The sequence below is a fragment of the Micromonospora sp. Llam0 genome, assembly GCF_003751085.1.
GTDB lineage: Bacteria > Actinomycetota > Actinomycetes > Mycobacteriales > Micromonosporaceae > Micromonospora_E.
On sequence record NZ_RJJY01000001.1, the window covers coordinates 4,855,061 to 4,875,251 of the forward strand.

Below are 20,191 nucleotides of genomic sequence, written 5' to 3' on the forward strand. Positions count from 1 at the left end.
GATAACCGCTGGAGGCGACGCAGTCGAGTCGGGCAGCATCGGCGCATGATGCTCCTCGTACCCGGCGACCCGCTGCGGCCGACCCGCCCAGACGAGCACTTCGCGCCGGAGGCCCGAGCCGCCCGGGAAGCCGGCTACGCCGTCGCGGTGGTCGACCACGACCGGCTGGCCAGGGGCGATGACGCGGTACGGGCAGTAGCGTCGGTCCCCAGTGGCGGCATGGCCATCTACCGGGGCTGGATGCTGGACGCTCACCGGTACGCACTGTTCGTTGACGCACTCGCCGTACGGGGCGTGACGCTACGTACCACCGCCGAGCAGTACCGGCGGGCCCACGAGTTCCCCGGTTGGTACCCCACGCTGGCGACGGTGACTCCGCGCTCGGCTTGGACCGTCGGCGCGGGCCGAGTGGACTTCGACCAGGCCCGACTCGCTCTCGGCAACGGCTCTGCCGTCATCCGCGACTACGTGAAGTCGATGAAGCACCACTGGAGCGAGGCAGCCCTCATCCCGAGCGTCGAGGACAGCGACGCCGCGTGGAGGGTAGCGAGCCGCTTGCGGCAGCTACGCGACGACGACTTCGCCGGTGGATTCGTGCTGCGCGAGTTCGAACAGTTCACCGCAGCGGAGGTACGTACCTGGTGGGTGCACGGTCGATGCGCCCTCGTCGGGCCGCACCCGGACACGCCAGGAGATCAACCGCCGGACGGAATCGACCTCGACTGGCTCGCCCCACTGATCGATGCGTTGGGCCTGCCGTTCGTGACCGCCGATCTTGCGCTGCGCGCCGACGGCCAATGGCGGGTCGTCGAAGTGGGCGACGGGCAGGTCAGTGACCGACCCGCCAGCGTCGATCCGGCCGTACTCATCGCGGCAGCAGTCGGCGAGGTCGGCCGGACTACGGTGGGCGAATGAGTACCCGCCATCTGCCCGCCCAGATCGGTGACCTGCCGCCGATCGGGCGGCCCGCGAACAGTGCCCTGCTCGCAGCCGGCGTCACCACCCTCGCCCAGGTCGCCACGTACCGTCGCGACGACCTGCTGGCCATGCACGGCGTCGGCCCGAAGGCCGTCGGCATCCTTGCCACCGCGCTGGCCGAACGCGGCCTCACCTTCGCCGACTGACCAGAGGGGACACCGGTTGACCTCGCCTGACGGTGTCCGCCTCCCGCGCCGCCAGCCCGCATCGGCCCTCGTACGCGAGGCCACGCTCGCCGATGTCGACCAGCTGACCGAGGTGCACACGCTGGCCCGCACCGCCTACTACACGGCGGCAGGTGGGCTCGACCCGGCCGACCCGTCTCTGTCGTCCCCCGAGGCGTACGCCGAACGCCGTGCCGCCTGGGCCAACGCGGTGACCTCGCCGGAACGGTTCACCGTCGCCGCTGTCCTCGACAGCCGGGTCGTCGGCTGCGCAACGATGGGACCCGCCGCCTCCGGTCACGTCGACCCGGCCCACGTCGGTCAGCTGTACCAGATCCACGTGCTCCCCGACTGCTGGGGTCGAGGAATCGGTGGGCTGCTGCACGACGCCTTCATCGCGTACCTGCAGCGGACCGGTCGGTCCGGCGGGGTGCTGGAGTCGTGGGAACGCAACATTCGGGCCCAGCGCTTCTACGCCGCTCGCGGCTGGCAGGCCGACGGCCACAGCCGCCCCGGCCCGGGCGACACCCGCTACCGCTACTTTCAGCTCACGCTGTGACGGTTGACGATGAACCCGGCCCAGTACTCCGGCGTCTCGTGGTAGACGATGTCGGATCCGACGATCCACACCCGTGGTGTACGCCCGCCGGGTTCGGCCTCGGACCACTGCTGGTTGACCACCGCCACCGCCGCGTCCCGCGTCGACCCGTACCGGGAGACGATCAGATCCGCGATCTCCTCGCAGAAGGCGAGGGCCTGCGCGTCACCGGCGCACGGAGACGCGCCGTGCGAACGCAGCACCGAATCGTGCACCAGATATTCGTCGTCGAAGGTCTCGCCGTCGACCCAGGACCGCACTGGGCGGGTACCGAGCCGCTCGCCCAGGCCGGCCTCGGTCAGCCCGTACTCGCGCAGGAAATGGTCCAGATACGGCCGAGGGCCGACCGCCGCCCAGGATGAATCCACCATCGCCCCATCCTCGCCCGGTCGAGCAACAGTGTCCGCCCGGGGCACCACCTGGCCAGGAGTAACGTGCCGGGCGTGAGCGAGCTTGTCGAGCGGCACACCGTCCTCGCCGTCGTCGTCGGATCCCGGGCGTACGGGCTGCACGGGCCGGACTCCGACTACGACCGGCGCGGCGTGTACGTGGCCCCGACCCGAGCGTTCTGGCAGCTGGACAAGCCGCCCACCCACCTCGACGGGCCGGCGCCGGAGCAGTTCTCCTGGGAGATCGAACGCTTCTGCACCCTGGCACTGCAAGGTAATCCGACCGTCTTGGAGGTGCTCTGGTCACCGCTGATCGAGACGCTGCGCGAGGACGGCGAGCAGTTGCTGGCGGCCCGGCAGGCGTTCCTGTCGACGCGACTCGCCCAGACGTACGGCGGTTACGCCCGCGACCAGCTCGACCGGGTGGCGGCCCGCCGGAAACGCACCGGCGAAACGAACCACAAGCAGGCCATGCACATGATCCGGCTGCTGACCGCCGGTGCGCACGTGCTGCGGACCGGGGAGGTCCTGGTCGACGTGGGACCGTTGCGAGACCGGCTGCTCGCCCTCCGGCGCGGCGAGCTGCCCTGGCCGGCGGTCACCGCCTGGGCGGCGGACCTGCTGGCCGAGCTCGACGACGCGGCGGCCGGCACCGTACTGCCGGAGCAACCCGATCGGGCCGCCGTCGACCGGCTGCTCATCGGCGTACGGGAAAGGAACCTGGGGTGACCGTCGACGTGCCGCCGTGGTGGCCGACGGCGCCCACGCGCTACCCCGCCCGCAGTACGCGCCGGGCGCCGGGTCCCCCGATGAGATACCCGGGCCCGGCGCGCAACCGGAGACCCCAGGACGCGTCAGCGACCAGAGACACCAGGACCCGTCAGGTGGCGGCCAGCGCCTCGGTGGGGGCGAGTCGGGCGGCCCGTACCGCCGGGTAGAGCCCGGCGACCGCCCCGATCAGCAGTGTCGCCGCGATCCCGCCGCCGCTTACCCAGGCCGGCACCACCGCCGGCCAGGCCTGGGTGAGGGCGTACCCGGTGGTGACCACGATGCCCAGCAGCACCCCGGCGGTGCCGCCGAGCGCCGACAACAGCAGCGACTCGGCGAGAAACTGGGTACGCACCTGGCCCCGGGTGGCGCCGAGCGAGCGGCGTAACCCGATCTCGGCGCGCCGCTCCAGCACCGAGATCACCATGGTGTTGGCGACCCCGACCCCGCCGACCAGCAGCGCCACCGCGCCGATACCGAGCAGCAGCCCGGTGAAGGCCGCGTCGGCGGCCTGCTGCGCGGCGAGCGCGTCGGACGGGCGGGAGACCTTCACCTCGTGCGGTGCTGCCGGGTTGGCGGTGGCCGCCAGCACCGACCGGACCGACTCCACGGCCGACTCGACGCTGCGGGTGTAGACCGTGGTCGGGTGGCCGTCGAAACCGAGGTACGTCTGTGCGGCCGGCCAGCCCACCAGCGCCGAGGAGTCGATCTCCGGGGCGAGCTGCACCGGGTCCAGAACGCCGATCACGGTGAACCATCTGCCGCCGAGAAGGACCTGCACGTCTACTCCGGCCGAGCCGATCCCGAGGCGCTTGGCGGCGTCGGCACCGAGCACCACCGCCGGGTACTGCTCGGTGGCGGCGTTCAGCCAGGTCCCTGCGGCCACCGTCGCACCGACCGTGTCGAGCAGGTCCAGCTCGGCCGCGCGTACGCCGATCCCACCGGTCTCGGCGCTGGGGATCCGGTCATTGCGGTAGACCGACGTGTCGGGGACGAGACCGGTGGCGGCGACCTGCCGGACCGGTCCGACCCGGCCGATCATGGCCACCGAATCGGCCGGCAGTTTCGCGTCAGCACCGAACAAGGTGTTGCCGGGAGCCACCGTGAGCAGGTTGGTGCCGAGCGCCGCAAGGGTACGGTCGATCTCGGCCCGGGACGAGGCGGAGATGCCGACGACGGAGACCATCGCGGCGATGCCGATCGCGATGCCCAGCGCGGAGAGGAACGCCCGCATCGGGCGGGTACGCAGTCCGACGCCGCCTACCCGCAGGATGTCGCCGGGGCGCATCCGGGCCGGGGTGGGGCGGGGCCGGGTCACCGGGAGACTCCGGCGACCGCGACCGGCGTACGGCTGTCCTCGACGATCCGGCCGTCGCGCATCCGCACCCGGCGGGGCATCCGCTCGGCCAGCTCCCGATCATGGGTGATGATCACGACGGTGGTCCCGGCGGTGTGCAGTTCGTGCAGGAGGTTCAGTACCGACTCACCGGAGGCGGTGTCGAGGTTCCCCGTCGGCTCGTCGGCGAGCAGCAGTGCCGGCTCGCCGAGGACGGCTCGGGCGATGGCGACCCGTTGCCGTTCCCCACCGGAGAGTTCGTGTGGCCGGTGGTCCAGCCGATGTCCGAGCCCGACGCGCCGCAGGGCGGCCGCCGCCCGCCGCCGTCGGGTGGCCAGCGGTACGCCGGAGTAGAGCAGCCCGTCGGCGACCGCGTCCGCGACGGGCGCACCAGCCGGCAGGTGGAACTGCTGGAAGACGAAGCCGACCCGGCTGGCCCGCAGAGCGGAGAGCTCCCGGTCGGTCAGCGTGGCCACGTCGTACCCGTCGATGCTGACCCGGCCGCTGCTCGGCCGGTCCAGGGTGCCGATCAGGTTCAGCATGGTCGACTTGCCGGAGCCCGACGGGCCGACGATGGTGAGCAGCTCGCCGGCGGTGATGGTGAGGCTGACATCGTCGAGCGCCCGGACACCGCCGCCGTACTCCTTGGTGACGGCGTCGAGGCAGACGACCGGCACGTCGGCGGCGGCTGGTGCGATCACGACGGCACCCCCACGGTCAGGCCGGCGGTCAGGCCGTCACCGGAGATCTCGACCTGGCCGTCGGCGAACAGGCCGGTCTCCACGGCCACGATCCGGGTGTCCGGCCCGTCCACGACCTCGACGCCGTACCCGCCCTCGGCGAGGGCGAGCAGCGCGGCGACCGGCACGGTGAGCACGTCCTCGCGTCGGTCGGTGGTGAACGACACCTCGACGGACGCCCGGTCGTACTCCTCGATGGCGGCGGGGTCGTCCACCGCGACCGTCACCTCGACGATGGTTTCCGGATCGTCCTGCTGCCCGTCGCCACCGCTGATCACCAACTCGCTGGCGATGATCGTGCCCGGTACGGTGGTGCGGTCCGGCAGAGCGACGGCGACCTCACTGTCCACCTCCGCCAGGCGCAGGTCGGTGATGTCCAGTTCGACGGTGACCAGCCGGTCGGTGCCGGTGGTGGTCAGCACCGGTCCGCCGGACTGCAGCAGGTCGCCGATCTCGGCCCGGTGGCTGTCGACCCGTACCTTCCCGGGGGCGTAGCTGATCTGCTCCGGCTCGACCCGGCCGGTCTTCGGCAGGCCGAGGTCGGCCTGCCACTTCCGGACCGCCTCGGCGGTCGGCCAGGTGTACTCGTCGTCGACCGTGAAGCCGGTGTAGCCGAGCTTGCTCAGGTTCTGTTCGAACTGTTCGACGTCCGCGCCGGTCAGGCCCGGTTCCAGAGTCCGGTACGCGGGCAGGTTGCCGTAGAGCAGGACGATCTTCTCGTTATCCACCGCGTAGAGCGCCTGGCCTTGGCTGACGGTGGTGCCGACCGGCGTGAGCGCGGTAAGAGTGCCCGCCGCCCGGGCCACGACGGTGCGGCTCGGCCCGTACCCCAGTTCCCCGCTGACGGCCTTGCTGTCGGTGAGGGTCTGCCGGGCAACGGTGGCGGTCGCGGGAGGAAGGGTGCTCGCGGTGGCTGTATCTGTCTGGCCGCTGCCGAAGCCGACGGCCGCCGCCACGGCCACGCCGGCCGCGAGGACCGTGGCGGCGGCCAGGCCGACGGCGGGCAGGGCCACCCGTCGGCGCCAGCGAGGCCGGTCGGTCCGCCGCTCCGGTGAGATCCGCTCCTGGTCCGATCGGATCCGCTCCTGGTCCGATGGGACCGGAGCGGGCTGCTCCTGGCTGGTCACCGGCTACCTCCGGCGGGCGGTGCCATGCCCTGGCCGCATTTCTCCATGGCGGCCTGGAAGGTGGGATCGTCCGGGCTCATGCTCAGGTCGAGGTTCATCCGCCCGTCGACGTCCGGGTCGGGGAAGTCGGTCACCCCGTTCTCCCGCATGCACTTGGCTATCTCGCGTACCCGTTCGATCTGTTCGGGGTCCGACTGCCCCGTCTCGCCGCCGCCCGGCAGGAATTCGCGGCACTGCTCCATCGCCGCCTCGACCTTCTCCATGTCGCTGTCCGTCCCAAAGCCCTGCATCGCGCCGCGTTCGCCCGGTTCGGGGTCCGGCATGTCCACGCCGTTCTCCCGCATGCACCGGGCGAACCGCAGCTGTCGCTCCTCGTCGGTGAGCCCGTCGACGCTGTCCCCGTCCCCGTCCCCGGCACCGGCACCGGCGGAGGCCGTCGGTCCCGCGCCGTCGGCGGTGGCCACCTGGTCGCCGTCGGCGGCACCGGCGCAGCCGGATACCGCCAGGGCCAGGGCGAGACTGATCGGTACGGCCAGTAGCAGCCCGGTCCGGCGTCGTCGCATTGTCGTCGCTCCCTTCGTCCGCCGGCGCGGGTCGCCGGCTAACGGGGACGAGTGCACCGTCCGGGGCGTATCCCGGGCGTAACCGAAGCCGTTTACGCGTTCGTTACGCGACCGTGCGGCACCATGGACCGGTGCGAGTGCTGGTGGCCGAGGACGAGACCCTGCTGGCGGACGCGATCGCCGAGTGGCTGCGGCGGGAGGCGTTGGCCGTCGACGTGGCCTACGACGGGGACGCGGCGCTGGAACGGCTCGGCGTCAACGCCTATGACGTTCTGGTGCTGGACCGGGACCTGCCGGTGGTGCACGGCGACGACGTGTGCCGGGCGGTGGTGGACAGCGGCAGCGGGACGCGGGTGCTGATGCTGACTGCGGCGTCGGCGGTGCGGGACCGGGTCGCCGGGCTCCAGCTCGGTGCCGACGACTACCTGGTCAAACCGTTCGCGATGGTGGAGCTGTCCGCGCGGGTCCAGGCGCTGGTACGGCGACCGCACCCGCTGCCGCCGAAGCTCGCCCGGGCAGGAATCGTGCTGGATCCGGCCCGGCGCGAGGTGTACCGCGACGACCGGTACGTGCCGCTGTCCCGCAAGGAGTTCGCCGTGCTGGCCGAGCTGTTGCGGGCGGACGGGGCGGTGCTCTCCGCCGAGGATCTGCTGGAGCGGGCCTGGGACGAGCACATCGACCCGTTCACCAACGTGGTGCGGGTGACGATGATGAAGCTGCGGCGCAAGCTCGGCGATCCGCCGTTGATCCTGACGGTGCCCGGCGTGGGATACCAGATCCCGTGAACGGCAGGGTGAACCGGACGCGGCCGCCGGGGCGAGGCTGGCCGCCCCTTCGTAACCGGCTGACGCTGCGAGCCCGGCTGACCGTGGTCTACGGCGGTTTGTTGCTGCTTGCCGGGATGATCCTGCTGGGCGTCACCTATGTGCTGGTAGACCAGCGGATGCCGCGACCCGTGGAGGCGACCCAGTCCGGGTCGTTCTCCGGCGCGACCGGCGCGTCCGGCGCGGATCGGGTCGTCCCAGCGGACTCGGTCCAGCTGCAGGCCCTCGTTCTGGACGTGCAACAGGAGGTCCGGGCAAGTGCGATGGAGTCGCTGCTCACCCAGGGTGGGGTGGCGCTGCTGCTGGTGTCGGTGGTGGCGGTGACGGCCGGTTGGCTGATCGCCGGGCGGGCGCTCCAGCCGCTGCACCGGATCACCGCGACCGCCAGCCGGATCGCCGGGGCGGACGGAGCCGGCCGTGGCCTGCACGAGCGAATCGCCCTGCAGGGGCCGGCCGACGAGGTCCGGGAGCTGGCCGACACCTTCGACCTGATGCTGGAGCGGTTGGACCGCTCGTTCGACGGGCAGCGCCGGTTCGTGGCGAACGCCTCGCACGAGCTGCGCACTCCGCTGGCGGTGAACCGTGCCCTGCTGGAGCTGGCGGTGACCCGGTCGGACGCTACGCCCGAGCTGCGGCAGCTGGGCGAAAGCCTGCTGGTCGTGAACGGGCGGCATGAACGGTTGATCGACGGGCTGCTCACCCTCGCCGATTCGGAGAACGCGGTCACCGAACGCGTCCCGGTAGACCTGGCGAAGATCGCCGCGCACGTGCTGGACCTGTCGACCGAGGGCCCCTCGGTCGCGGTGCACCGGGAGTTGGCCACGGCGCCGACCGCTGGCGATCCGGTGCTGCTGGAACGGCTGACGCAGAACCTGGTGGAGAACGCGGTGCGGCACAACCTACCGGCGGGCGGCTGGTTGTCGGTGCGCACCGGGCAGGCAGGGGGTCGGGTGGAGCTGGAGGTGACGAACACCGGACCGGTGGTGGCGCCGTACGAGACGGAAACGATCTTTCAGCCGTTCCGGCGGCTGCGCCGCGACCGGGTCGACGGGCGCGGGTTCGGCCTCGGGTTGTCGATCGTACGGGCGGTTGCCGGGGCACACGACGGGGCCGTCTCGGCCCAGCCGCGCGACGGGGGCGGTCTGGTGGTGACGGTGACCCTGCCGGTCGATGACGCCCTTGCCAGGCCGCAGCTGCGATCTGCAGCAACGCCAGCGGGGCGCCGACTGCCCGACGCGAAACCGCACTAGCGTGACGTGCCGGATCTGCTCGCCGTCAAAGGAACCTGGGGTGACCGGCGCGCGGAGTCGTCGACGTTCTCTTTGAGAAATCTCGCGACGGCATGTCGAGAACCTACGAGCGGCTCCGTCCCAGGTGCGAACACGGCCACAATGGGGCCGTACCTCACCAAGGAGACCAACATGGCCAAGTACCTGCTGCTCAAGCACTACCGGGGCGCGCCGGCGGCGGTCAACGACGCGCCGATGGATCAATGGACGCCGGAGGAGGTCACGGCCCACATCCAGTACATGCGTGACTTCGCCACCCGGCTGCAGAGCACCGGCGAGTACGTCGGCGAGCAGGCGCTCTCCCCGGAGGGCACGTTCGTCCGGTACGACGGTGAGGAGCGGCCACCTGTCACCGACGGCCCGTTCGCCGAGACCAAGGACCTGGTCGCTGGATGGATGGTGATCGACGTCGAGACCTACGAGCGCGCGATCGAGCTCGCCGGTGAACTGTCCGCGGCTCCCGGCGCGGGTGGCAAGCCGATCCACGAGTGGCTCGAGGTGCGACCGGCCTACGGCGAGCAGCCCACGGCCACCGAGTGAACGAGTCCCTGCTGCGGGAGCTGGTCCCTGCGGTGATCGGTGTCCTCGTCCGCCGCGGAGCCGACTTCGCGGCGGCCGAGGACGCCGTGCAGGACGCCCTGGTCGAGGCGGTACGCGCGTGGCCCGACAGCCCACCCCGCGACCCCAAGGGCTGGCTGGTCACGGTGGCCTGGCGCAAGTTCCTCGACGCCGTGCGCGCCGACACCTCCCGACAGCGGCGGGAGGAGCTGGTCGAAGCCGAACCGGTGCCCGGGCAGGGCGGGGCAGCGGACGACACGCTGGCGCTGTACTTCCTGTGCGCGCACCCGACCCTGACCCCGGCCTCGGCGGTCGCGCTCACGCTACGGGCAGTCGGCGGCCTGACCACACGGCAGATCGCGCAGGCATATCTGGTGCCGGAAGCGACCATGGCCCAGCGGATCAGCAGGGCCAAGCGGACCGTCGCCGGCGTCCGGTTCGACCAGCCCGGTGACGTCGCCACCGTGCTGCGTGTGCTCTACCTGGTCTTCAACGAGGGCTACTCCGGTGACGTCGACCTCGCCGCCGAGGCGATCCGGCTCGCCCGCCAGCTGGCGGACATGATCGACCATCCGGAGGTCGCCGGCCTGCTGGCTCTCATGCTGCTGCACCACGCCCGGCGTCCGGCACGGACCGGCCTCGACGGCCGGCTCGTGCCACTCGCCGAGCAGGACCGCAGCCGGTGGGACACTTCACTGATCGCCGAGGGCGTCGACGTGCTCCAGACCGCGCTCGCCCGCGACCGGCTGGGCGAGTTCCAGGCCCAAGCGGCCATTGCCGCGCTGCACGCCGACGCGCGGAGCGCCGAGGAGACCGACTGGGTGCAGATCGTCGAGTGGTACGACGAACTGGGGCGCCGCACCGACAGCCCGGTGGTGCGACTCAACCGGGCTGTCGCGGTCGGCGAGGCCGACGGTGCGCGAGCCGGTCTGGCTGCCCTGGCAGAACTCGACCCGTCCCTGCCCCGGTACGCCGCCGTCGCGGCACATCTGCACGAGCGGGACGGTGATCCGGTGACCGCGGCGCGGCTCTACGCCCAGGCTGCCGGGTCAGCGCCCAACCTGCCCGAGCGCGACCATCTCCTGCGGCGGGCCGCCCGGCTCAACACGCAGCTGCGAGTTGAGCAGTCGAGCGGCGGCGGACCGGAATGAACCGTGGGCTTCCGAACCGCCGACGCAGCTGGCAGAGTCTGCCGCAACATGACGTCGCTCGACCTCTGCTCCGACAGTCTGGACGGGCTTCCCGTCGGGGATGCCCTCGGCGCCCAGTCGTTCGTCCCCGGCACCAGCCTTGCCGCGTTGCTCGACGGAGACCCGCCGGCCGGGCCGTGGCCGTGGACCGACGACACCGAGATGGCCTGCTCGATCGTCGCCGAGTTGCGCGAGCACGACCGCATCGACCAGGACCGCCTGGCGGCCCGGTTCGCCGAGCACTTCGAGCCGTACCGTGGCTATGGTGCCGGCGCGGTGGTGCTGCTACGCCAGATCAGGCAGGGCATTCCCTGGCGGGACGCCGCCGGTGCGGCGTTCGACGGCCAGGGGTCGATGGGCAACGGCGCGGCGATGCGGGTGGCCCCGCTCGGCGCTTTTCACGCGGGCGACAACCGTACGGCCGCTCTGCAGGCCTGGCGGTCGGCGGAGGTCACCCACGCCCATCCGGAAGCCGTACTGGGCGCGGTCGCGGTCGCCGTCGCGGCGGCGGAAGCCGGCTGGTCGCGGCTGACCCGGTCCCGGCCCGAGCCGGCCGAACTACTTGACGTGGTGCTGGCCCACCTGATCGACGGCCGACTGATGTCCGGCATCGTCCGGGCCAGGCGGTTGCTGGGGGTCAGCGTCGCCGAGGCGGCGTACGAGTTGGGCAACGGCTCGCAGGTGCTGGCCTTCGACACGGTTCCGTTCGCGCTGTGGGTCGCCGCCACCTGGCTCGACGACTACCCGGCGGCGATCCACGCCTGTGTCGAGGCCGACGGTGACGTCGACACGACCGCGGCGATCGTCGGGGGGATCGTGGCCGCGCACACCGGTTCCGGACCGGGCGGGATACCCACAGAGTGGCTGACCCGCCGCGAGCCGCTCCCCGACCAGGTACGCCCGACCCGGTAGCACACCGCGAAGGGTCGACGACCACGGTGGACGCTGGCCGGCGGGCCGGGTCGGCTGCTACCGGGTTACCCTTTCGGCGCTGTGCACGGCGTTGCGGAACAACATGGCGACAGTGGTCGGTCCGACGCCGCCGACCCGTGGGGTGATTGCGGAGGCCACCTCGGCGCAGGCCTCGTCCACGTCCGGCAGGAGGCGGCGGCCTGCGTAGCGGACACCGGCGCCGATCACCACCGCGCCAGGCCGCACATGCTCCGGCCGGATGATGCCGGGCACGCCGGCCGCCGCGATCAGGATGTCCGCGCGGCGGGTGTAGCGCGGCCAGTCCGCTACTGCGGTGTGGACCACGGTGACAGCAGCGTTGGCGGTCGGGCGTTTCTGGGCCAGCAGCATGGCCAGCGGCCGGCCGAGGGTGGCACCCCGGCCGAGGATGACCACCTCCCGGCCGGAGACCGGGATCCGGTGGTGGGCCAGCAGCGCTTCGATCCCGGCCGGGGTGCACGGCACGGGTCCGGGCATGCCGACGGCGAGGCGACCCATGTTCAGCGGGTGCATGCCGTCGACGTCCTTGTCCGGGTCGAGGCTCTGCAACGCGGCGTCGTAGTCGAGGTGACCTGGGACGGGGTACTGGATCAGGGCGGCGTGCACCCGATCGTCGGCGTTGAACTCGGCGATCACGTCAAGCAGGTCGTCCTGGGTGGCGTCGGCGGACAGGTGCCGGTGCGGTGAGTCGAAGCCCAACTCGGCGGCCTGTCGCTGCTTGAGGCGGATGTAGCCGGCGCTGGCGTCGTCGTCGCCGACCAGAATGGTGGCCAGGCTGGGCGTGACACCGCGTTCGCGCAGGACGGCCACCCGCCGGGTGACATCGGCGAGTACGGCCTCGGCCACCGGCGCGCCGGGCAGCAGTCGAGCGGTCGTGGGCATGGGAGTCCTTTCGGACGGGAGCCCAGGCGGTCGACTCCCGTGGCCGGCTCCCCGATGGTCCACCATCCCGTGCCGCCAGTCGCACTGACTGCCGAGAATACCGCGCCGGGGCGCCCGACTCCCCTCTTCGGACCTGGTACCGAAACTCTTCCGGAAATGCTTTCGTAGTCCACATCGGTTGACTAGGTTCATGACCGTCGCCCGCCCAGGAAGCGGCGACCTTGCCGGCTCGGACGACGCAGCCATACTGCGCTCCAGCTCGTGGATGACATCGAGACACGGCGCTGAACTTCTTCCGGAACTTTGCCGGAACTTGTTGACGCCGGGGCTGTTATCGCTCACAGTCTATGGATGCAGGGAGGGCAGGCACCCCTGCAACCTGGTCGTCCGCCAGGAGCCGGGCACGCACCGCCGTATCACCCACCCGTGTACTGACGCTCACATGCATGGAAGACGATGCAACATCCGTCCGTCCAGGGCCACGGCTCGGTTCGACGCTGCCTGTTCAACGACGACCGGAGCACGCACACGGCCCCGAACCGCGCCTCTGCGGGCGTCTCCTAGCTTCTGCCAGAAGGGAAGGTCATGTATCCCGTGACAAGACCCGTCGGACGCCGCTTGGCGTTCGGGCTGTCGGCCGCTGCGGCTGTGCTCGTCGCAGCCGTGGCCGCATTGACAGCGACCACGCCGGCACACGCCGACGAGGCCACCCTGGGGGCGGCCGCGGCCCAGTCCGGCCGCTACTTCGGCACCGCCGTCGCCGCCAACAAACTCGGCGACTCGACGTACGTGAACATCCTCAACCGGGAGTTCAACAGCGTCACCGCCGAAAACGAGATGAAACTCGACGCCACCGAACCACAACAGAACCAGTTCAACTTCACCAACGGCGACCGGATCGTCAACCACGCCCTCTCCCGCGGCATGGCCGTCCGCGGCCACACCCTCGCCTGGCACTCCCAGCAACCCGGCTGGATGCAGAGCATGGAAGGCAACGCCCTCCGCCAGGCCATGCTCAACCACGTCACCCGCGTCGCCTCCTACTACCGAGGCAAGATCCACTCCTGGGACGTCGTCAACGAAGCCTTCGAAGACGGCAACTCCGGCGCCCGCCGCAACTCCAACCTCCAACGCACCGGCAACGACTGGATCGAAGCCGCCTTCCGCGCCGCCCGCGCCGCCGACCCCGACGCCAAACTCTGCTACAACGACTACAACATCGACAACTGGTCCTGGGCCAAGACCCAGGCCGCCTACAACCTCGTCCGCGACTTCAAACAACGCGGCGTACCCATCGACTGCGTCGGCCTGCAGTCACACTTCAACTCCCAGTCCCCCTACCCGTCCAACTACCGCACCACCCTGTCCAGCTTCGCCGCCCTCGGCGTCGACGTACAGATCACCGAACTCGACATCGAAGGCTCCGGCAGCAGCCAGGCCAACGCCTTCCGCGGCGTCGTCAACGACTGCCTCGCCATCGCCCGCTGCACCGGCATCACCGTCTGGGGCATCCGCGACAGCGACTCCTGGCGCAGCTACGGCACCCCACTACTGTTCGACAACAACGGCAACAAGAAGCAGGCGTACGACGCCACCCTCGCCGCACTGAACAGCGCCACCCCGGTACCGACCACCGCACCGCCGACCACCGCACCGCCGACGAGCGCCCCGCCGACTTCGCCGCCACCGGTCGGCAACCCGTACCAGCGCGGTCCGGACCCCACCCGCGACAGCGTGGCGGCCAACCGAGGCACCTTCGCCACTGCGGAGATGAGCGTGTCCCCGGGCAACGGATTCAACGGCGGATCGATCTACTATCCCACCGACACCAGCCAGGGCACCTTCGGTGCGGTCGCGATCGTGCCCGGCTACACCGCACGGTTCGCCGACGAGGAAGCCTGGATGGGCCACTGGCTGGCGTCCTTCGGCTTCGTCGTCATCGGTGTCGAGACCAACAGCACCGACGACTTCGACACCGCCCGGGGCACCCAGTTGCTCGCCGCTCTGGACTGGCTCACCAGCAGTAGTCCGGTCCGTGACCGGATCGACGCCAGCCGTCAATCGGTGATCGGTCACTCGATGGGCGGCGGTGGGGCACTCCACGCAGCCGGTACGCGGTCCTCCCTCAAGGCCGCCATCGGGCTCACCCCGTTCATGCCGTCGGGAACCCCGGCCAACAACCAGGTGCCGACGTTGCTCATCGCCGGCACCAACGACACCGTGGTCGCCCCGTCGTACGTAACCGACCTGTACAACGCTCTGCCGTCCTCGACGGAGCGCGCCTACATGGAGTTCGTCGGTGCCGATCATCTCTTCCCGACCCGGCCCAACAACCTCGAAATGCGGATCCTGATCCCCTGGCTCAAGACCTTCGTCGACAGCGACTCCCGTTACACCCAGTTCCTGTGCCCGTTGATGGACTCCAGCGGCATCGCCGGGTACCGCAACAGTTGCCCGCTGCTGCCGGATCAGCCGCCGCCCACGCCCACGCCGACCCCCGACCCGACGACGCCCACCCCCGACCCGACGACACCGGGCCCGGGGACCTGCACCGCGACGATGTCGACCGGTCAGGTCTGGGGCGACCGCTACAACACCTCCGTGACGGTCACCGGGACCAGCAACTGGACCGTCGTGGTGGCGATCACCCCGCCACAGCGCATCTCGGCCACCTGGAACGGCAACCCCACCTGGGACTCCAGTGGAAACGTGATGACCATCCGCGCCAACGGCAACGGCAACACTTTCGGCTTCACCACCATGTTCAACGGCAACTCCTGGGCCCGGCCCCAGATCAGATCCTGTACGGCCGGATAGTAGGCAAGCGCTAGCCGCGGCGGGCCGCGGATCGCCATCGAGCGATCCACGGTCCGCCGCGTCGCAGTACCGCTTGTGCCGATAGCGCCGGCTGGTCCGTCATCCCCAGCCTGACAGGTCCGCCACCCTCGGCCTGACCTGCAGGTTTCCGCTCTTCGTGGCACCCGCACGGCCCGCAGCGCTGAAACTTGAATGATTCCAGAAAACGGCCTATCGTGGCCCGGTGACATCCGACCTCGAGGCGCAGTTGAGGGCGGCCTCGTTGCGGGTGACCCGGCCGAGGCTGGCAGTCCTCGCGGCGCTACGCGACCGCCCGCACGTCGACACCGACACGGTGCTCGACCTGGTGCGTGCCGACCACCCGACGGTGTCCCACCAGGCGGTCTACGATGTGCTGCGGGTCCTCACCGACGCCGGGCTGGTACGGCGCATCCAGCCAGCCGGCGCGACCGCCCGTTACGAGCGGCGGGTCGGGGACAACCACCACCACGTCGTCTGCCGCTCCTGCGGTGTGATCGCCGACGTCGACTGCGCCACCGGATCCGCCCCCTGTCTCACCGCCTCCGACGACCACGGTTTCACGGTCGACGAGGCGGAGGTCGTCTACTGGGGCACCTGCCCCGGCTGCGCGACCGAAAACGCCACTTCGTTATCGGCCAATCCGGAAGGGAACTGATGAGCGACACTCAGAACAACGGTCCCACCAGCGCACAGGGTGTGGACAAGATGGCGGCGTCCGGCTGCCCGGTCGCCCACGACTCGGTGACCGCGCACGGCAGCGAGAGCGAGAACCCGGCGATCGACTCACCGACCCCCAAGACGGGCGGTCGGCCGCGTACCAACCGGGACTGGTGGCCCAACCAGCTCGACCTGTCGGTGCTGCACGCCCACTCGCCCAAGGGCAACCCGTTGGGCGCGGATTTCAGCTACGCCAAGGAGCTTGCCAAGCTCGACGTCGAGGCGCTCAAGCAGGACATCACCCAGGTGCTCACCACCTCGCAGGACTGGTGGCCGGCCGACTTCGGCCACTACGGCGGGCTGATGATCCGGCTGAGCTGGCACGCCGCCGGCACGTACCGGATCGAGGACGGCCGGGGCGGCGCCGGCGACGGCGGGCAGCGGTTCGCCCCGCTGAACAGCTGGCCGGACAACGCCAACCTGGACAAGGCCCGGCGGCTGCTCTGGCCGGTCAAGGCCAAGTACGGCCAGAAGATCTCCTGGGCCGACCTGCTGGTGCTGGCCGGCAACGTCGCCTTGGAGTCGATGGGCTTCAAGACGTTCGGCTTCGCCTTCGGCCGGGAGGACGTCTGGGAGCCGGAGGAGATCTTCTGGGGCCCGGAGGACACCTGGCTCGGTGACGCGCGGTACCTCTCCGAGAAGGAGATGGCCAGCGGGGTCGGTGCGACCGAGATGGGCCTGATCTACGTCAACCCGGAGGGCCCGCGCGGCAACGCGGACCCCCTCGCGGCGGCCCACTTCATCCGGGAGACGTTCGCCCGGATGGCGATGAACGACGAGGAGACCGTCGCGCTCATCGCCGGTGGCCACACCTTCGGCAAGACCCACGGTGCCGGCGACGCCGACGCCCACGTCGGTGCGGAGCCGGAGGGCGCGCCGATCGAGGCGCAGGGCCTGGGCTGGCTGAGCACGTACGGCAGCGGCAAGGGCGGCGACACCATCACCAGCGGCCTGGAGGTCACCTGGACCGACAAGCCGACGCAGTGGAGCAACCGCTTCTTCGAGATCCTGTTCGGGTACGAGTGGGAGCTGACCACCAGCCCCGGTGGGGCCAAGCAGTGGGTGGCCAAGGACGCCGAGGCGATCATCCCGGACGCGCACGACCCGGCGAAGAAGCACAAGCCGACGATGCTCACCACCGACCTGTCGCTGCGCTTCGACCCGACGTACGAGCAGATCTCCCGCCGGTTCCTGGCTAACCCGGACGAGTTCGCGCTGGCCTTCGCCAAGGCCTGGTACAAGCTGCTGCACCGCGACATGGGCCCGGTCAGCCGGTTCCTCGGGCCGTGGGTGCCCGAGGCCCAGCTGTGGCAGGACCCGGTGCCCGCCGTCGACCACGAGCTGGTCAGCGACGCCGACGTGGCTGCGCTCAAGGCGAAGGTCCTCGACTCCGGGCTGAGCACCGCGCAGCTGGTCAGCACCGCCTGGGCGTCGGCGGCGAGCTTCCGCTCCACCGACAAGCGCGGCGGCGCCAACGGGGCCCGGGTGCGGCTCGAGCCGCAGCGCAGCTGGGAGGTCAACCAGCCGGAGCAGCTGGCCACGGTGCTGAGCACCCTGGAAGGCATCCAGCAGGAGTTCAACGCGACCGGCGGCGCGAAGATCTCGCTCGCCGACCTGATCGTGCTGGCCGGCTCGGCCGCCGTCGAAAAGGCGGCGCACGACGCCGGGGTCAAGGTGACCGTGCCGTTCCACCCGGGCCGCACCGACGCCAGCCAGGAGCAGACCGACGTCGAGTCGTTCGCGGTGATGGAGCCGCGGGCCGACGGGTTCCGCAACTACCTGCGGCCGGGCGAGAAGACCCAGCCGGAGGTCCTGCTGGTCGACCGGGCCTACATGCTCGACCTGTCCACCCCGGAGATGACCGTGCTCGTCGGCGGTCTGCGGGCGCTCGGAGCGAACATCGGCGGTGCGCGGCACGGCGTGCTCACCGACCGGCCCGGCGTGCTCACCAACGACTTCTTCACCAACCTGCTCTCCCCCGGCACCCGGTGGAAGGCGGCGGAGTCCGGCGAGCACGTGTACGAGATCCGTGACCTGGCCACCGACGAGGTCAAGTGGACCGCGACCGCGGTCGACCTGATCTTCGGCTCGAACTCGCAGCTGCGCGCCCTCTCCGAGGTGTACGCCAGCAGCGACGCCGGCGAGAAGTTCGTCACCGACTTCGTCGCGGCCTGGGTCAAGGTCATGGAACTGGACCGGTTCGACCTGTCCTGATCGAAACGTTCGACGGCTTCCGACAGGTTCGACGGCTGTTGCCCCGCTGACCCGGGTACCCGGGTCAGCGGGGACACCACCGGTTGGCGTAGCCGTCAACGGAGCCGCAGGAGCCGATGCCCTGCGGGTACGTGAAGAAGTCCGTCGGGTCGTACTTGCGTTTCACCTCGACCAGCCGCTGGTAGTTGTCGCCGTAGTAGGCCCGCCGCCAGTCGGCCAGGTGCGGGTCCGGGAAGTTCTGGTACGCCCCGACCGGCGGCCGTCCGCCGAGTAGTTCGTCGTACAGGCCGGTCAACCAGGTGCCGTTCGCCAGGCCCACCTCGGGTGGGTCGTCGTCGGCCCAGCTCGCCTCGGCGGCCAGCACGAACAGGGCGTCGCGGTGCACGAAGGCGGTGGCGTCCGGCGGTACGTCGTTGATCTGCCCGCCCATGCAGAACAGCGCCACCCCGGCACCGTCCGGGTTACGGCTGCCCGGCCACCGTCGCAGCCCGGCTGCCACCGTCTGCAGCTGCGCCTCGTCCAGCGGGGACCGCAGCACCGCCGACTTGACCGCGAACTGCTGTGCCGGGGTGGTCGAGGACAGCAGCTGCGCCGCCTCGGCCGGGGTCACCTGCCGGATGCTGTCCCGGTTGGCCTGCCGCTCGGCGCGGGTGCCGACCGCCAGCGCCGGCCCGAGGACGCCGACGAGTTCGTCGGCGTACCCGTAGAACTGGCCGAGCGCGTCGGCGTACACCTGATGCTGTCCGCCCTCACCGACGGTGGTGCCGGCGCCGATCCGGCAGTCGAAGCGCCGGTCGGCCTGCTGTGCGGCGGCGACCTGCTGCATCGCGGACAGCGCCGGCATCACGCTGTCGGCACCCCAGCGGAGCTGGAAGTAGGTCACCTCGCCGCGCAACCGTGCGTACCGGAAGGTGAACGAGGTGTTGACGCCGAAGTTGTTGCCGGCCCCGCCCCGGCAGGCCCAGAACAGGTCCGGGTCGGTGGTCTCGTCGCAGCCGGTCGTCGTGCCGTCGGCCAGGACCACCTCGGTCGCGGTCAGCCGGTCGCAGGTCAGCCCGAACATCTTGTCGTTGAACCCGATGCCGCCGCCGAGCACCAGCCCGGCCACCCCGACCGTCGGGCAGCGGCCGGCCGGCACCACGATTCCCTGCCGCCGCAGCAGTGGCCGCAGGTCGGCGTTGACCACGCCGGCTGCCACGGTGAGCAGGCCGGCGTCCGGGGTGACCTCGACCGGGCCGTACCGCTGCGGCGGCCGGGACACCGGGGCCGGTGCGACGGTGCTGCCGCGCAGCCGGCTCATCACCACCAACAGTCCGTGGGTGGTCGAGTAGCCGGCGTAGTTGTGGCCGAGGCTGGAGCGGGGCACCAGCGGCATGCCGACGTCCCGCGCCCAGCTGACCGCCGCCGCGACGTCGTCGGGTGTCCCGGCGGCCAGGATCGCCGCCGGTTGCACGTTGGCGTACCGGTGGTTGAACGGGATGCTGAGTGCCTGGTAGCTCGCGGCGCCGCGCCGGTAGAGGGTGGCCTGCGCGGACAGCCGCCGCTGCAGCTCCGCCCACTGTCGGTCCGGCAGGTCCCGCCACGGACCGTCGTCCCGGCCGGTGCCCGATCCGATGTCCGGGTCCTGCGGCCTGACCTGGGCCGGCTGCTCCGCCGGGGTCCGGGTCGGCTCGTCGGCCGGCGTCGGTACGGCCGTGGCCGGTCGCCCGATCAGTCCGACCGCCGGGACCAGCCCGGCGACCGCGCCTGCCCGCAACGCCGTACGTCTGCTCACCATCGTCCGTGCTCCCCCGCTGGCACCCTCCGGATCAGCCGGTCGGTTCCGCCCCGGCCACCGCACCGACCCTGCCACCGGTCAGGCGCCACTCGGGTCCCTCGAGCACACGTCACCCGTCCGGCGTACACCGGTCACAGCCGCTCTCATGATCCACAGCGCTTCAGCCGACCGGCCCCGAGCGTGTCGGTCCGACAGAGCGTTGTGGATCATCGAGTCGGGGTGCCGGCGCGGCGGGCGGAGGGTGGTGCACCCTAGCTGGCGCGATAGGGTGCACCACCTTCGACCCGC

Annotated in this window: 19 protein-coding genes; 12 read left to right on the top strand and 7 right to left on the bottom strand. The window is 71.1% G+C overall.

Annotation, left to right across the window (positions count from 1 at the left end):
- Positions 1-45 precede the first annotated feature (45 nt).
- The 3 genes from EDC02_RS21140 to EDC02_RS21150 are packed head-to-tail and all read left to right on the top strand — an operon-like array spanning position 46 to position 1,701.
- Complete coding sequence (locus EDC02_RS21140) at positions 46-915, top strand: ATP-grasp domain-containing protein (RefSeq protein WP_123603458.1); 870 nt, start codon at positions 46-48, stop codon at positions 913-915.
- On the top strand, positions 912-1,124 hold the full coding sequence (locus tag EDC02_RS21145) for a hypothetical protein (protein WP_123603459.1): 213 nt from the start codon (positions 912-914) through the stop codon (positions 1,122-1,124). The genes EDC02_RS21140 and EDC02_RS21145 overlap by 4 nt, the downstream gene beginning before the upstream one ends.
- A 16-nt stretch (positions 1,125-1,140) precedes the next feature.
- Positions 1,141-1,701, top strand: a complete 561-nt coding sequence (locus EDC02_RS21150; RefSeq protein ID WP_158632257.1) for a GNAT family N-acetyltransferase — start codon at positions 1,141-1,143, stop codon at positions 1,699-1,701.
- Here EDC02_RS21150 and EDC02_RS21155 read toward each other — a convergent pair.
- The gene (locus EDC02_RS21155) at positions 1,686-2,111 is read right to left on the bottom strand and encodes a hypothetical protein (protein WP_123603461.1); all 426 of its coding nucleotides are present in this window, start codon (positions 2,109-2,111) and stop codon (positions 1,686-1,688) included. The two genes, EDC02_RS21150 and EDC02_RS21155, sit on opposite strands and share 16 nt — an antisense overlap.
- A gap of 72 nt (positions 2,112-2,183) precedes the next feature.
- Between EDC02_RS21155 and EDC02_RS21160 the strand changes: the two genes are divergently transcribed.
- Positions 2,184-2,858: a DNA polymerase beta superfamily protein gene (locus tag EDC02_RS21160; protein WP_123603462.1), complete on the top strand. Its 675-nt coding sequence runs from the start codon at positions 2,184-2,186 to the stop codon at positions 2,856-2,858.
- A gap of 151 nt (positions 2,859-3,009) precedes the next feature.
- Here the strand turns inward: EDC02_RS21160 and EDC02_RS21165 are convergent, their stop codons facing one another.
- Genes EDC02_RS21165 through EDC02_RS21180 form a run of 4 tightly spaced genes read right to left on the bottom strand, consistent with a single transcriptional unit; the run spans position 3,010 to position 6,663 of the window.
- A complete protein-coding gene (locus EDC02_RS21165) occupies positions 3,010-4,215 on the bottom strand; it encodes an ABC transporter permease (protein WP_370461476.1) in 1,206 nt (401 codons plus the stop codon).
- The gene (locus tag EDC02_RS21170; protein WP_233606140.1) at positions 4,212-4,934 is read right to left on the bottom strand and encodes an ABC transporter ATP-binding protein; all 723 of its coding nucleotides are present in this window, start codon (positions 4,932-4,934) and stop codon (positions 4,212-4,214) included. The genes EDC02_RS21165 and EDC02_RS21170 overlap by 4 nt, the downstream gene beginning before the upstream one ends.
- Positions 4,931-6,100, bottom strand: coding sequence for a peptidoglycan-binding protein (locus EDC02_RS21175; RefSeq protein WP_233606141.1), 1,170 nt, complete (start codon positions 6,098-6,100; stop codon positions 4,931-4,933). The genes EDC02_RS21170 and EDC02_RS21175 overlap by 4 nt, the downstream gene beginning before the upstream one ends.
- Positions 6,097-6,663, bottom strand: coding sequence for a hypothetical protein (locus tag EDC02_RS21180; protein ID WP_123603463.1), 567 nt, complete (start codon positions 6,661-6,663; stop codon positions 6,097-6,099). Before EDC02_RS21180 ends, EDC02_RS21175 begins: the two co-directional genes overlap by 4 nt.
- A gap of 131 nt (positions 6,664-6,794) precedes the next feature.
- Here EDC02_RS21180 and EDC02_RS21185 point away from each other — a divergent pair, with 131 nt between their 5' ends.
- From EDC02_RS21185 to EDC02_RS21205, 5 genes are all read left to right on the top strand, one after another.
- Complete coding sequence (locus EDC02_RS21185; RefSeq protein ID WP_199757716.1) at positions 6,795-7,448, top strand: response regulator transcription factor; 654 nt, start codon at positions 6,795-6,797, stop codon at positions 7,446-7,448.
- Positions 7,445-8,737 (top strand): HAMP domain-containing sensor histidine kinase, encoded by a 1,293-nt coding sequence (locus tag EDC02_RS21190; RefSeq protein WP_233606143.1) that lies wholly within the window; start codon positions 7,445-7,447, stop codon positions 8,735-8,737. The genes EDC02_RS21185 and EDC02_RS21190 overlap by 4 nt, the downstream gene beginning before the upstream one ends.
- Positions 8,738-8,908: 171 nt before the next feature.
- The gene (locus EDC02_RS21195; protein ID WP_123605010.1) at positions 8,909-9,316 is read left to right on the top strand and encodes a YciI family protein; all 408 of its coding nucleotides are present in this window, start codon (positions 8,909-8,911) and stop codon (positions 9,314-9,316) included.
- On the top strand, positions 9,313-10,485 hold the full coding sequence (locus EDC02_RS21200; protein ID WP_123603465.1) for an RNA polymerase sigma factor: 1,173 nt from the start codon (positions 9,313-9,315) through the stop codon (positions 10,483-10,485). Before EDC02_RS21195 ends, EDC02_RS21200 begins: the two co-directional genes overlap by 4 nt.
- A gap of 48 nt (positions 10,486-10,533) precedes the next feature.
- Positions 10,534-11,436, top strand: a complete 903-nt coding sequence (locus EDC02_RS21205) for an ADP-ribosylglycohydrolase family protein (protein ID WP_123603466.1) — start codon at positions 10,534-10,536, stop codon at positions 11,434-11,436.
- 57 nt (positions 11,437-11,493) lie between these two features.
- Here the strand turns inward: EDC02_RS21205 and EDC02_RS21210 are convergent, their stop codons facing one another.
- Positions 11,494-12,357 (bottom strand): bifunctional 5,10-methylenetetrahydrofolate dehydrogenase/5,10-methenyltetrahydrofolate cyclohydrolase, encoded by an 864-nt coding sequence (locus EDC02_RS21210; protein WP_123603467.1) that lies wholly within the window; start codon positions 12,355-12,357, stop codon positions 11,494-11,496.
- Positions 12,358-12,951: 594 nt separating this feature from the next.
- Between EDC02_RS21210 and EDC02_RS42835 the strand changes: the two genes are divergently transcribed.
- The 3 genes from EDC02_RS42835 to katG all read left to right on the top strand — a co-directional run bounded on the left by EDC02_RS42835 (position 12,952) and on the right by katG (position 18,126).
- A complete protein-coding gene (locus EDC02_RS42835) occupies positions 12,952-15,174 on the top strand; it encodes an endo-1,4-beta-xylanase (RefSeq protein ID WP_370461478.1) in 2,223 nt (740 codons plus the stop codon).
- 223 nt (positions 15,175-15,397) lie between these two features.
- Positions 15,398-15,850 (top strand): Fur family transcriptional regulator, encoded by a 453-nt coding sequence (locus tag EDC02_RS21225; RefSeq protein ID WP_123603468.1) that lies wholly within the window; start codon positions 15,398-15,400, stop codon positions 15,848-15,850.
- Positions 15,850-18,126, top strand: a complete 2,277-nt coding sequence (katG, locus tag EDC02_RS21230) for a catalase/peroxidase HPI (protein WP_123603469.1) — start codon at positions 15,850-15,852, stop codon at positions 18,124-18,126. The genes EDC02_RS21225 and katG overlap by 1 nt, the downstream gene beginning before the upstream one ends.
- Positions 18,127-18,190: 64 nt before the next feature.
- Here the strand turns inward: katG and EDC02_RS21235 are convergent, their stop codons facing one another.
- Positions 18,191-19,903 (bottom strand): FAD-binding oxidoreductase, encoded by a 1,713-nt coding sequence (locus tag EDC02_RS21235; RefSeq protein WP_123603470.1) that lies wholly within the window; start codon positions 19,901-19,903, stop codon positions 18,191-18,193.
- Between the last annotated feature and the right edge of the window lie 288 nt (positions 19,904-20,191).

What these genes read in the sequence shown, in the direction of transcription:
- EDC02_RS21155 (WP_123603461.1), bottom strand. Translation starts at nt 2,111, where the DNA reads ATGGTGGATTCATCCTGGGCGGCGGTCGGCCCTCGGCCGTATCTGGAC.
- EDC02_RS21235 (WP_123603470.1), bottom strand. Translation starts at nt 19,903, where the DNA reads ATGGTGAGCAGACGTACGGCGTTGCGGGCAGGCGCGGTCGCCGGGCTG.
- EDC02_RS21145 (WP_123603459.1), top strand. Translation starts at nt 912, where the DNA reads ATGAGTACCCGCCATCTGCCCGCCCAGATCGGTGACCTGCCGCCGATC.
- EDC02_RS21180 (WP_123603463.1), bottom strand. Translation starts at nt 6,663, where the DNA reads ATGCGACGACGCCGGACCGGGCTGCTACTGGCCGTACCGATCAGTCTC.
- katG (WP_123603469.1), top strand. Translation starts at nt 15,850, where the DNA reads ATGAGCGACACTCAGAACAACGGTCCCACCAGCGCACAGGGTGTGGAC.
- EDC02_RS21140 (WP_123603458.1), top strand. Translation starts at nt 46, where the DNA reads ATGATGCTCCTCGTACCCGGCGACCCGCTGCGGCCGACCCGCCCAGAC.
- EDC02_RS21205 (WP_123603466.1), top strand. Translation starts at nt 10,534, where the DNA reads ATGACGTCGCTCGACCTCTGCTCCGACAGTCTGGACGGGCTTCCCGTC.
- EDC02_RS21210 (WP_123603467.1), bottom strand. Translation starts at nt 12,357, where the DNA reads ATGCCCACGACCGCTCGACTGCTGCCCGGCGCGCCGGTGGCCGAGGCC.
- EDC02_RS21195 (WP_123605010.1), top strand. Translation starts at nt 8,909, where the DNA reads ATGGCCAAGTACCTGCTGCTCAAGCACTACCGGGGCGCGCCGGCGGCG.